Annotated in this window: 10 protein-coding genes and 1 pseudogene; 6 read left to right on the top strand and 5 right to left on the bottom strand. The window is 68.3% G+C overall.

Annotated elements, in window-relative coordinates:
* Positions 1-746: 746 nt before the first annotated feature.
* Entirely contained in the window at positions 747-1,382 is a 636-nt protein-coding gene (locus POL67_RS51355) for a hypothetical protein (protein WP_271930164.1), read from the top strand.
* 688 nt (positions 1,383-2,070) lie between these two features.
* Here POL67_RS51355 and POL67_RS51350 read toward each other — a convergent pair.
* The 5 genes from POL67_RS51350 to POL67_RS51330 all read right to left on the bottom strand — a co-directional run bounded on the left by POL67_RS51350 (position 2,071) and on the right by POL67_RS51330 (position 9,579).
* Positions 2,071-3,513 (bottom strand): sialidase family protein, encoded by a 1,443-nt coding sequence (locus tag POL67_RS51350; RefSeq protein ID WP_271930162.1) that lies wholly within the window; start codon positions 3,511-3,513, stop codon positions 2,071-2,073.
* A gap of 1 nt (position 3,514) precedes the next feature.
* A complete protein-coding gene (locus tag POL67_RS51345) occupies positions 3,515-4,450 on the bottom strand; it encodes an SUMF1/EgtB/PvdO family nonheme iron enzyme (protein ID WP_271930160.1) in 936 nt (311 codons plus the stop codon).
* Between the two features lie 329 nt (positions 4,451-4,779).
* Complete coding sequence (locus POL67_RS51340; RefSeq protein ID WP_271930157.1) at positions 4,780-6,855, bottom strand: choice-of-anchor L domain-containing protein; 2,076 nt, start codon at positions 6,853-6,855, stop codon at positions 4,780-4,782.
* A gap of 127 nt (positions 6,856-6,982) precedes the next feature.
* Positions 6,983-8,491, bottom strand: a complete 1,509-nt coding sequence (locus POL67_RS51335; protein WP_271930154.1) for a choice-of-anchor L domain-containing protein — start codon at positions 8,489-8,491, stop codon at positions 6,983-6,985.
* Between the two features lie 353 nt (positions 8,492-8,844).
* Positions 8,845-9,579 (bottom strand): hypothetical protein, encoded by a 735-nt coding sequence (locus POL67_RS51330; protein ID WP_271930150.1) that lies wholly within the window; start codon positions 9,577-9,579, stop codon positions 8,845-8,847.
* 503 nt (positions 9,580-10,082) lie between these two features.
* Between POL67_RS51330 and rplV the strand changes: the two are divergent.
* From rplV to rpsQ, 5 genes and pseudogenes are all read left to right on the top strand, one after another.
* Positions 10,083-10,420, top strand: a pseudogene (rplV, locus tag POL67_RS51325) (50S ribosomal protein L22).
* Positions 10,421-10,435: 15 nt separating this feature from the next.
* Entirely contained in the window at positions 10,436-11,128 is a 693-nt protein-coding gene (gene rpsC, locus POL67_RS51320; protein ID WP_136935251.1) for a 30S ribosomal protein S3, read from the top strand.
* Positions 11,129-11,137: 9 nt separating this feature from the next.
* Positions 11,138-11,551, top strand: a complete 414-nt coding sequence (rplP, locus tag POL67_RS51315; RefSeq protein WP_136935252.1) for a 50S ribosomal protein L16 — start codon at positions 11,138-11,140, stop codon at positions 11,549-11,551.
* A gap of 10 nt (positions 11,552-11,561) precedes the next feature.
* Entirely contained in the window at positions 11,562-11,777 is a 216-nt protein-coding gene (gene rpmC / locus POL67_RS51310) for a 50S ribosomal protein L29 (protein WP_271930145.1), read from the top strand.
* A gap of 4 nt (positions 11,778-11,781) precedes the next feature.
* Positions 11,782-12,102 carry a 30S ribosomal protein S17 gene (rpsQ, locus tag POL67_RS51305; protein ID WP_271930142.1) on the top strand — a complete coding sequence of 107 codons (321 nt, stop codon included), beginning with the start codon at positions 11,782-11,784 and terminating at the stop codon, positions 12,100-12,102.
* The last annotated feature ends 1 nt before the right edge of the window (position 12,103 follow it).

The following is a 12,103-nucleotide window of genomic DNA, read 5'->3' as shown; positions in this document are numbered from 1 at the left end:
CTCGAAAAGAGGACAACGTTGCTCGCGCGCCGGCTTGCTTCGTGAGGGCCGTCGCCGCACGGCCGGAAGGCTGCCTCGGCGCGCCTCCTCTCCTTATATTATAGAGCCGAGAACGAGCCGCGGCGGAGGCCCGAAGTCCCGGGCGCCTGCTCCTCGTCGGTTTCGTGGCGCAACCTGCCGCGGCTTTGCAGCGAACCTCTTGGCATCACAGGCGCCAGGCGCGCCGCTATCGCCGCTCGGGCCTCGGGCGTGGGCACGCGCGCGAGCCGGACCCAAATCGTCACGGACGCGTCGCAAGGCATGCCTCGTCGAACGACGAAGGGATCGAGGTCGACCTCGTGGCTATCCCGGTGCCACCGCCGGGCATGGGCTGCGTAGTGCAGGTGCAGCAATGAGGGGACGTCGGGGCCGGTCTTTAGGGAGAGCCCCTCCCCCAATCCGGGAAGACACGGCAGCACGCACGGCAAAGCCCGGGTCGCAAAGCCAGGATCGACTGGCAGCCCGCGCGCCAAACGAGAGGGCCTGACTGGACAATGCAAGCATCGCGCGGGATTTCGAGCGGTCGGTCGGTCCGGTAAACGTCCGGCGCTACCGGGCGGCGGTGGAGGCAAAACCTGGGAAGCTCGCGCGCGCCGAACCAAAAAATGAACGAAAGGACCTTCCTGCCACTTTATTCGCTTGACCCGCACGTCTCTAAAGGCATAGTCGTAACCATCCGCCGAGCGGGATTCGGCGAGGGAGAAGACATGGCAACCGACGCTTTCGAGCAGCAGATTGTGGAACTTGTGCGGAAGATGCCCGACTCGGCGATTCTCGCACTGGTCAAGGATAAACTCGGCCAGGCTGTTGCCTCCGCTCCGGCGGCGGCTCCGCTCGTGGCTGCGGCTGCGACCCGGGGTCGCGGTCGTCCGGCGCGCGTGCCGCAGGCGCTCGCGGTTGTGCCGGAAGCCCCCGCTCCCGCGAAGCGTGGCCGCGCGGCGGCTCCGGCGGCGCCCGCGAAGCGCAAGCCCGGCCGTCCGAAGAAGACGGCGGCCCTCTCCGCGGAGCGGCAAGAGGTCCTCAATTCGGTGGAGCGCATCGTGAAGGCGTCGAACGGCGTGAGCGCGAGCGACGTGGCCCGCCAGGCCGGCATTCCGCAGACGCGGGCGGCGGCGGCGCTCAAGGAGCTGAAGCTCGCGAAGCGCATCTTCCAGGGTGGTGATCGTCGTTTCGCCCGTTATGCGGCCGACCTCAAGACGGCGGAGCAGGCGAGCCTGAACGCGCGCAAGACGGCGAGCGGCCCCTCGACGGCCGGCGCCCCCGCGAAGAAGGCGGCCCCTGCGGCGAAGGTCACGCGTAAGCGTGGCGCGGCGTCCCCCGCGGCGGCCCCCGCGGCGAAGTGAGTCGCGACTGATCAACAACCTGCCAGCAGGGCGCGAAGCAACTTTATCGACGTCCTGCTAGCAACGTGGCGGCCCGACGCGGAGGCGGTGGAGATTGACTCCCCGCCGTCGATTCGGGCCGCGCGGTCGTTTCGAAGGGTCGATCGGTCGTCCGGACGAAGTCAAAACGACGTCGCCGACATCACGCGCTCTCCGGCTCTGCTCGACCGGAGCGGCTGCCCACGATCGATCGTTATGGCGAACCCGCGGTGACGCCCGAATGACGCGTCGCCCCCCGGAGGCCGCGACGTCCAAAACGTTTTTCGCGCTGGATCGCGCCGCCCGTTCGATTGGTGGTCGGCGGCCAAACCCAGCGCGGCGGGCAAACGTGTGTCGGGCAAAACGCGATCGCTCGCGCAGATGGTATGTCCTTCCGGACCGAGCCCGCTTCCATGCCGCCGCTTGCTCGGACGAACCCGGCCAGCGAGCCCGTGGGATGCGCGCCATGCCGCACTGCGCGGACACGCGCTCGTCGTTATGCACGTCGCCAAAAACGACGCGGGCGTCACGCTTTCGACGCCTTTTTACAGACCCATAACGGTCGAACCTTTCAATTTTGAACGATACACGCCTGCGCGCGTTTCATCTTCAAACGGCGTCGCGTGAGGGACGAGGGGATGCAGGCGCGGGAATCGTGCGACGAACGTTTTTACGGCGGGTTCCACGTCGCGCCGTCGTCGTCGGATACGAGCACGTAGAAGCCGCGCCTCGAAGTACCCGTTACATCGGCGGATACGATGAGCAACGTGCGCTTCCCGAACGAAACGAGCGCGCCGAAGTCGACACGCCCGCGCGCGCCGGTCCCTTCGCCGATGATGCGCGCGCGCTCGTAAAACTTCCCGCCGTCCGTCGACTGCGCGTAGTAGAGGCCCCAGCGCTCACCGGCCTGCGCGCTCATCACAGCGGCCGCGCCCGTCGACGTCGGCACCGCGACGATCTCCCGCTCGTGTTTCTCGATCCACGGCTTAAATACGGGGCGCGGTGGGGTCGTGCACTTGCCTTCCAGATCACACAACAAGAGCGTTATGCTCTGCTTGTCGGCATCCGGCGCCTCGACGACGAACTTCGTGTCGCTACACCCGATAGCCGCGCCGGCGAGCGCCTCGACCGGACGCGGGACCAGCGTGAGCCGATCGGGCGTCACCACGAGGTAGTAGTTCTTGTTCGGATTCTGCTTCGTCGGCGGTTGCGTGATCGCCTGGTACGACATCGAACCGACGTCGCACGCCGAGGACGCGGAGAGCTCGCTCACGAGCGTCGTCGTCGTTTTCACCGCAGCCACGTACTCGGGCTCCCCGATGGGCTCTCCGGGCGCTGGCCACTTGCGTGAGAGCAGCTCCCGTCCCTTCACGGAGAAGAGCCGCGGAGGCCTTCCGACGGGCCCCGTGGCGAAGGTCTCGAGCTTGGGCAACACGACCTCGGCCGGCGCGTCGGTGCCGGGCGGCGTGACATACCGCGCGACGAACTTCTTGGCGGTGGGCTCGACGACGATCGACGCCGTCTCCTTGTCGAGCAGCGCGAGCCGCGGCTTGGGGAGCGGCTGCTTCGGGTCGGGCTTTCGCGCGAGCGGCGGCTGGTCGACCATCGTCGCCGTGCCGAACGAGGGCGCGTCGAGCCCCGCGAAGAAGAACTGGAAGGGCGGCGGCGGGGGCGCCTTCTTGCCGAAGGCCGGGGGCGCCTCCGCGGTCGTCTCCTTCGGGCCGAGGGCGAGCGCGAACATGCCGTCGGTCCCGAAGGCGTAACTCGACCAGGTCTCGCGGTCCGTGCGGAAGGCCTTCCACGTCTTGCCCGCGTCCACGGTCATGAGCGCGATCGCCACGCTGCCAGGGACGCCGCCGGCCAGGATGGCCCGCTTGTCGTCGAGCACGAGCACGTGATCGAAATTCATCGACGGCGGCGCGAGGCTGGCGTCGAGGCCCTTGGCGGTGCCGAGGCCGGTGGAGAGCTGATCGAGCGAGGCAGCCCCACGCGGAGGCGCCGGCGGCGCGATCGGGGCCTCTTCTTTTTTCTTGGAGCAGCTCGGGAGGAGCGACAGCGCGAGCGTGAGCGCGTAGGCCGTCGGGGACCAGGGGCCCATCGTCGTTCGAAACATCTCACTCGACTCGATCGGGATCCATGCAGCAGCGGAAGCCCGTGGAGTAATCGTGGTAGCGGAAGTCGTGCGCGGTGGTCTGGTACGAGCAGCCCTCGCCGTTCAACGACGTGTCCATGTAAAAGCCGCCGCGGAACGTGCCGTCGCGATCCTCGATCCACTCGTGCAGGTTGCCGACCATGTCGAAGACGCCGTACTCGTTCGTGCACTCGGCGCGCATGCCGGTCTCGAAGAGCGAGTCCGGGAGCTGGTTGATGAGCGGCTGGTTCATCCCCTCGGTCCAGCGACGTTCGTCGGGGATGCCAAGGCGCAAGGCCACCTCGACGACAGGGTGCACGCCGCGGATGTCGTCGTTGCAGACGCGGCTCTTGCGCTCGTCGCCGTAGGGGAAGCGGGTGCGGTTCGGGCCGCGGCAGGCACGCTCCCACTCGTCGGCCGCGCAGAGCCGCTTGCCCGAGGCCTGGCAGGCGCGCAGCGCTTGCTCGCCGCTGATGTAGCCTTGCGGGATCACGCCCGGCCGGGACACCGCGCGCACCACCGCTTCATGCCCGTCCACGGGGTAGAACGGCGACCACGCGCGCACCTCGCCGCTCGGGCGACGCTCGACGAGCGAAGCCTCCCAGCGATCGACGCAGACGCGGCCGTCGACGAGCGCCATCTCCATCGGGCAGCGCGCGGTGTTCGCGAGGATGTCGCTGTCGACGTCCTCGGCGAAGGAGCGCCACGCGGCCGCGGCGAGGCGCGTCTCGACCGTGACGACACGCGCCTCGGTGGAACGGACCGCGATGGGCCGCTCGGCAGGCGCGACGGGCGCGGGCGGGTGGGCGGAGACCAACGACGCGACGCGGGAGTTCGCGCTCGGCTCCTTCACGGCGTGGAGCTGCGAGAGCCCGCCCGGGGCAGCACACCCCACGGCCGCGGAGGCGAGGACGGCCATCACGACGAGGCTGGAAAGGTGCCGTGCGGCGCGAGGCGCGCGGAGGCTGGATCGCAAGGGCTGCCCGGAAGGGCTGGGCGATCCCCAGTCTGCGTCGTCCGCCTTTACTGCCACGCGCTTCGAAGATGCCTGCGGACGCGGCGGGACGCAATGGAGAAAATGCCAACGCCCGCGGGCGGGATCGTCTTCCCGCGCTTTCGGCGCTTGACAACGGGCTGGAAGCTTTTTGGAAAGTCGGTCTTTGGAGGTCCAATGGTTGGACCACGGACGGGTTTGTCCGCGAGGGCGCGCTCGGGAGGAGGCGCCCTCGCGGCGACGGGCTCAGGAGATCACTCGTGGATGCCGGTGCCGAGATCGGCCGCGTTCCATCGGAAGTTGTCGAGCAGGACGAGCGAGTCGAGGATGGTGTCGGTCACGTCGAAGATCATGAGCTCGAGCGTGATCTTCTCGCCGGGCACGACGGAGGCGCTGTTGAAGAGCCAATCCGTCCCGCCGCCCACGTTGCTGATCTGCAGGCCGGTGCCCGCGAGCTCGCCCGCGCCCGAGGGGCACGTGTTGCAGCCCTTGGCGACGCACACCTGGAAGAGGCCGTTGTTGACGCTGACGGGGTTGTTTCCCCCGTCCTTCGCGATGTTCTTGTCGAGCGGCAAGCCCATGGCGCCCGACTGGAGCAGCGCGATGAAGAAGTCGTTGTACGACGAGCACTGCCAGCTCTGGTACTCCGAGGAGAAGAACCGGAACTGGTACTCGAACGACTTCGCGTTCGTGGGCACGCGGATGTCGAGCCTCACGTTGACCGAGTCGTTCGCGCCCGAGCCCGCCGCGCAACTGCCGCTGCAGCCCTGCGACGACGGCAGCTTGCCGGCGTTCGCCAGGAGGAACGCGGCCGGCGGGCTGCCGCTGATGCCGTGGCTCGTGCTCGTGCCCGCGTATCCCGCGTCGTCCTGGTCCCGCATGACGCCGCTGGAGAGGCCGGCCATCGTGAGGCCCTTCCGCGGCGTCACGACCGTGCCGTACCCCGTCAGGATGGCGCTCGACTTGTCCGACAAGACCAGCTGCTGCGCCGCGGTCGGCGTGGAGCCATCGGCGAAGACGAGCTTCGTGCCGAGCACGCCCCACTTCTTGAACTGCCCCGCCGGCGGGTTCTCCGGCACGAACTGGCAGAGCTCCATGGCCTTCGCCACGTCCTCGGCCGTGACCGCAGCGAACTTCGCCGTCGAGCTGCAGGGCGGCGCCTCGGTGTCGGGCGTCGTCGGGTCGCAGTCGTTGTCCACGCCATCGCCGGCGAACTCGAAGGCGCCGGGGTTGACGGCCCTCGGGTTCGGGCAGCCGGGGCTCAGGAAGTCGCAGCAGTCGCCGCCGCCGCACGAGCTGTAGCCGTCGCCGTCGTAGTCACCGGTGGAGTCGTCGGCCTCGCCGTTGCAGTCGTCGTCGATGAGGTTCGCGCAGATCTCGTACTTCGGGAGCACCTGGCCGACGCAAGAGCCCCAGCCCGTGCCGTCTTCCTTGCACGTCTGCGTGCCGGCCTTGCACGGCCCGACGCCGAGCGTGCCCTGCAAGCCCTGGTAGCACGACTGCGTCTGGCCAGGCACGCAAGCGCACGGGCCGTCCTGCAGCACGTTCCACTCGCAGCCGTCGTTCGGGTCCTGGTTGCAGTCGGAGAAGCCGGGCTTGCATGCGCTGAGCCCGCAGATGCCGTTGTCGCAGACCGCGACGCCGTTCGGCGGGCCGCCCATGGTCGGTGGGGTCGTCGAGGCATCGATGGTCCACGCGAGCGAGCAGGCGTTGTTGCAGAAGCCGCAGTTGGCCTCGTCCGTCGCGAAGTCGTAGCAGCTCGAACCGCAGCAGCTAAAGCCGGCCTGGCAAGGCTGGGTCGCGGAGCAGCCGGGGATGCAGGTCTTCGAGATGCAGATCGAGCCCGGGAAGCAGTCGGTGTCGACGATGCAGCCCTCGCTGCACAGGTTCTTCATCGGGTCGCAGACCTGCGAGCCGAGGCAATCCCCTTTGTGCGTGCAGCCGACCTGGCACTTCATCGACGTCGGGTTGCAGCGCTGCCCGAGGCCGCAGTCATCGACCAAGGGGTCGCCGCTCGGAATGCACTCGACGCACGTGCCCGTGGCCGGGTCGCAGATCGTGCCGTTGGGATCGTTCGCGCAATCGCCGTCGACCACGCAACCCGTGGGCCCAGCGCCCGTCCCGCCGTCGCCGCCCATCCCGCCGTCGCCGCCCGTACCGCCCATGCCACCGGTGCCGGCTGCACCACCCGTGCCGCCGCTTCCGCCGTCGCTCACGTTCGACGCGCCCGCCGAACCGCCTGCTCCTCCGCCAACCTTCGCGCTGCAACCAGCCGCAGCCGCGTATGCGACGAGCGCAGGGACAAGCAGGGTCGATAGCGAAAGGCGCATGTCGTTCCGCCTCGTACGCTTCATCATTTCGAATACCTCACCGTAAAACCACGAACGGGCCGAGCCCGCACCATCCGAAGCACGAGGCCACGCGCCGCATCCCCCGCAGATCGCGGCGCGTAGCAGATCACTTGTGGACGCCGAACCCGGTGGGCTCGAGGCCCCACCGGAAGTAGTCGAGGAGCACCGTCGAATCGACGTTCGAGTCGCCGGCGTCGGCGATGATGAACTCGATCTCCATGATCTCGCCGGGCAGGACGGGTGCCTCGTTCACGAGCCACACCGTGCCGCCGCCATCCTTGTAATCGCTGTTCCAGCCGCCCATGCCCGTGCCGATGAGCTCGAGCGTGCCCGACGAGCACGCATCCGGCGGCGCGATGGGCGAAGGGAAGCAGACGTCGTAGAACGCGTTGTTGACCGTGATCGTCTTGCCGGTCGAATCCTTCGCGATGTTGCGATCGGCGGGGGGCGGATCCTGGCCCGGACCGGGCGTCCAGTTGCTCTTCAGGAGCGCGAGGAAGAAGTCGTTGAACTGGCCGCAGCTATATTCGGGGTACTCCGCGGTGTAGCTCTTCAGCCGATACGAGAACGACTTCGCGTTCGTCGGCACGCGGATGCGCATCTTGAAGTTGACCGAGTCGAACGCCTTCGTGCAGTCCTCGCCCATGCACGCCGGGCACTCCGCGGGCGAGGGGACCTTGCCGCCGTTCGCCGCGAGGTAGGCGGCCGGGATCGGGCAGACGGTGTTCGCCTTGTAGTTACCCTTCTGGACGTCGGCGTTCGGCCCGTTTTGCGGATGGATGAAGCCCGGGTCGCCCTCGTCGCGCGCCGTGCCCGTCGAGAGCGCGGCCATCGACGCGCCCCTCTTCGGCAGCACGTTGGGGCCGTAGTTCGCGAGTACGCCGACCTGCACGTCCTTCGGCACGACCGCGTTCGTCCCGTCGGCGAGCAGGAGGTGGCTCGAGATCACGCCCCACTTCCTCTGCGGGAGCGGCGGATTCTCCGTCGTGAACTGGCAGAGATCCATCGCCTTCACGAGCTCGAGCGTGCTCGTCGGCGTTTGCAGCGGCGGATCCGTGCAGTCGGCCGCAGCGACGTCGTCCTTCGTCGAAGGATCGCAGTCGTCATCGAAGCCGTTGCCGGGGTACTCGAACGCGCCGGGGTTCACGCTCGCCGGCTTGTCGCACTTGACGTCAGAGTCGCAGCAATCGCCGTTGCCGACCGTCCAGCCATCGCCGTCCTTGTCCTCGGCCATCGGATCGCCGCCCTGGCCGCCGGCACCACCAGCACCACCGGCACCGCCGACGCCACCCACGCCGCCAGCGCCGCCAGCGCCGCCGATCCCACCGGCACCGCCGACGCCACCTTCGCCGCCGGTTCCCCCGACGCCGCCGACGCCGCCGGTTCCCCCAACGCCACCGACGCCACCGGTGCCGCCCGTGCCGCCGCCTGTGCCGCCGATCCCGCCGGTGCCGCCGCCTGTGCCGCCGATCCCGCCGGTCGCACCTGCGCCGCCCGTGCCGCCGGTCGCGCCGGTACCACCCGCGCCACCCGGTGTGTCGTCCGCGCATGACGCGAGGCCGAGGGCGCCCGCGAGCAGGAGCAGCGAGCTGGAAAAGAGAAGGGTACGAGCCATCAGCAAAACCTCCGGGAGCAACGCGCCGGCGCGGCGCCGCCCGAAACCAGCGGTGGTGCGGCCACGTGGAGCACCCGCCGCTCATGTCGGATCCGGAACACGCGCCTGCCGGGAGTGCCGCTCCGAATCAAGCGGGCCGAAGCGACTTCCGGAGTATCGTCTCAGATTTCCGCGTGCGGCTCAACTCGGACGAGGTCCAACGCGAGCTGCAGCCGCCCAAACGAACGGCTGCCATCGTGGGAGAACTCGCGATCCGGGGGAATGACGCAGGGACGGAGGGGGGCGAGGCGCGAGCGCCGAAGGGGCGGCGCGCCCGGGACGATGGTCCGCGCCGGGCGCGCGATGCGGGCGGATCAGTAGCTCGTGACGAGCGCGAAGCAGCCGTCGTACGCCTTGTTGCAGTCGGGCTCGGCGCTGTCCGTGATGCAGTTCGCGAGCTCCTGGAGCGCCGCGCTATTGAAGGGGTTCGTTTCGAGCTGGCAGCCCTGGGTGTCGAAGATCTCGCCGTTGATGCAGAGATCCGTGGCGATCGTCTGGCAGGCGAGGGCCGCGTCGGCCGACGGACAGGCTGCGGAGTACATCTTCCCGACGCAGTCGGCGACCTGCTGGTCGTCGCAGGCGTTCGCGGGCTCGACGCCGATGCCCGAGAGGCAGTCTTCGAGGACGCCCGCCGCGCCCCGCGTGTAGATCTCGAAGCCACGCTTGCAGGTGCCGTAGCCGGGGGGGTCGTACGAGATGGGGTTGCCGTTCGCGTCGACGCCCTGGCAGGACGCCGCGGGGCCTTTCGGCTTGGGCGTGATGTTCATGGCGTCGCAGGCTGCGACGTCGCTGGTGGCGTCGTCCGGGCCGACGCAGGAGCCGCCGCTGCCGCCGTCGCCGCCGCTGCCGCCGCCGCCGCCCACGCCCGCGCCGGCCTCGCCGCCCTGGCCGCCGACGCCGCCGCTGCCGCCGTTGCCGCCGACCCCCGCGCCGCCGTCGCCGCCGCTGCCGCCGGTGGGGGTGTTGTCCGAGACGATGACGCAGCCGCTGGTGAAGGCCGCGACCGCGAGGGAAGTAAGAACAAAGGCAAACGTAGCGCGAGACTGCATGTTCCGAGTCCTCCGAAGGTGGGAGGCGCCGAGGGCCCGGGGACCCTCCGGCGCGGACGATTTCAAGAAGTGAGAGCGTAGTACGAGCGGCCCGACGGATCCTTCAAAACCGACCCGTGCTCCGTACGTCCGTTCAGCGATCGCGGCAGATCCGTTCAGCCGGATCCCTCACGGACGGTGGAGCGCGCAGATTTTCTGCGGATCTGGCTTGCAAGCGTCGTGGGGCTTTGCTAGACACCGCGCTCCGTTTTCCTGGGGGCGATCGCCTATGGCGTTCGTCTCTCCCGAAGCCGTAACGGCGCTTCGGTCGCAGCTCGCCTCCTCGGCCGCCGTGGGACACCCCCCGGTGACGCGAAGAGGGTCTCTCGTCGCAAGACGTCGGGCTGATGATCCGGAACGTACGACGGCAGGGCTCGGTCCGACAGGCGCAAGCTCGTCGACCGGGTTGGCCAACGACCGGGCGCCCTGGGCCGAACCGGCCCCCTGTCTGCGAGGTTTCTCGGATGCTAAGCAAGGCCAGTGCGATGTTTTCGCGGATTTCTCCGCGAAAGGCGCGCATGATTGCGGACCTGGTCCGCGGACGCGATGCAGCGGATGCGATCCAGCTGCTCCAGTTCCGGAGAAGTCGGGCGCGCCGGTGATCAAGAAGGTCATCGAGAGCGCGGTGGCGAACGCCCGCCAGGGTGGCGCCGACGTCGACGCTTTGTTCATCAGCAAGGCCACGGTCGACAAGGGCCCGAACAAGTTCAATCGCCGCTGGCGCCCCCGTGCGATGGGGCGCGCGACGAAAGTCGTGAAGGGCGTCTCTCACATCGTGATCGAGCTCAGCGAGCGCAAGTAAAGGAACACGGCTTCCATGGGACAGAAGACCCATCCGTACGGCTTCCGCGTCGGCGTCATCAAGACGTGGAGTAGCAAATGGTACGAGGACGGTAACGCGTACCAGAAGTGGCTCCACGAGGACATCCGCATCAAGCGGGCGATCAAGCAGTACCTCTACAACGCGAACATCGCGAGCGTGGAGATCGAGCGCGCCGCGAACCGGGCCAAGGTCATCGTCTACACGGCGCGTCCGGGGATGGTGATCGGCAAGGGCGGCAAGGGCATCGAGACGCTGAAGGGCGGCAACGTCGGCACCGCGACCAAGGGTGAGACGGTGTTCCCGGGCGTCGCCTCCTTCACGGACAACGAGGTCTTCATCGACGTCCAGGAGGTCCGGAAGGCGGAGACGAATGCGCAGCTCGTCGCGGAGAACATCGCGACGCAGCTCGAGCGCCGCATCGCGTTCCGCCGCGCCATGAAGAAGGCCGTGGCGACGGCGATGAAGTTCGGCGCGAAGGGCATCCGCGTTCGGTGCGCGGGCCGGCTCGGCGGCAGCGAGATGAGCCGTGTCGAGACGTACCGCGAGGGTCGGGTTCCGCTCCACACGCTGCGCGCCGACATCGAGTTCGGCCTCGCCGAGGCGAGGACGAAGGTCGGCATCATCGGCGTGAAGGTGTGGATCTTCAAGGGTGAAGTTCTCCAGCGCAAATCGCGCCGGATTCAGTAGGACAGACCGATGCTGTCTCCCAAGCGAACGAAGTTCCGCAAGATGCAGAAGGGCCGCATTCGCGGGGTTGCGACCACGGGAAGCGACGTGTCCTTCGGTGATTTCGGTCTGCAGGCGCTCGAGCCCGCGCGCATCACGTCTCGCCAGATCGAGGCTGCGCGTATGGCGATTCAGCGGCACTGCAAACGCGCGGGCAAGCTCTGGATCCGCATCTTCCCGGACCGACCGGTGACGAAGAAGCCGCTCGAGGTCCGCATGGGTGGCGGAAAGGGTGCGCCGGAGGAGTGGGCCGCGGCGGTGCGGCCGGGCCGCGTCATGTACGAGATCTCGGGCGTGCCCGAGGAGATGGCGCGTGAGGCGTTTCGCCTCGCCGGGCACAAGCTCCCGATGGCGTGCAAGTTCATCGCTCGCGGGATCGTGTGAGGTATTCGAGATGAAGGCGAAGGATCTGCGCGAACGCACGACGGAGCACCTGCAGGAGCTCGAGAAGAATCTCGGCCGTGAGGTGTTCGACGCCAAGTTCAAGAACTTCACGAACCGGCTGAACGACACGTCGGCGATCCGCAAGGCGCGCCGCGATTTCGCCCGGGTCAAGACGATCCTCCAGCAGCGTGCCAGCGAGTCGGCAGCGGCGGAAGGGAACAAGTAGAGCCATGGCAACGAACGAGGCGAACGCGACCGCCGCCGGGCAGGCTCAAGCCGAGACGACCGCGAAGCCGCACGGCTTCCGCCGCAAGCTCGTCGGGCGCGTGAAGAGCAACAAGTGCGACAAGACCGTCGTGGTCGAGGTTGTGCGCAACTCGCCGGATCCGGTCTACAAGAAGTACGTCCGGGCTCGCGAGCGCTACAAGGCGCACGACGAGAAGAACGAGTACAAGGTCGGTGACCGCGTGGAGATCCAGGAGCACCGCCCGATCTCGCGCGAGAAGCGCTGGATCGTGACGAAGCTCATTTCCCGCCCGGTGGAGGAGTAGG

Source organism: Polyangium mundeleinium, assembly GCF_028369105.1.
Classification (GTDB): Bacteria; Myxococcota_A; Polyangia; order Polyangiales; family Polyangiaceae; genus Polyangium; species Polyangium mundeleinium.
This window is presented reverse-complemented; position numbering and strand designations above follow the sequence as displayed.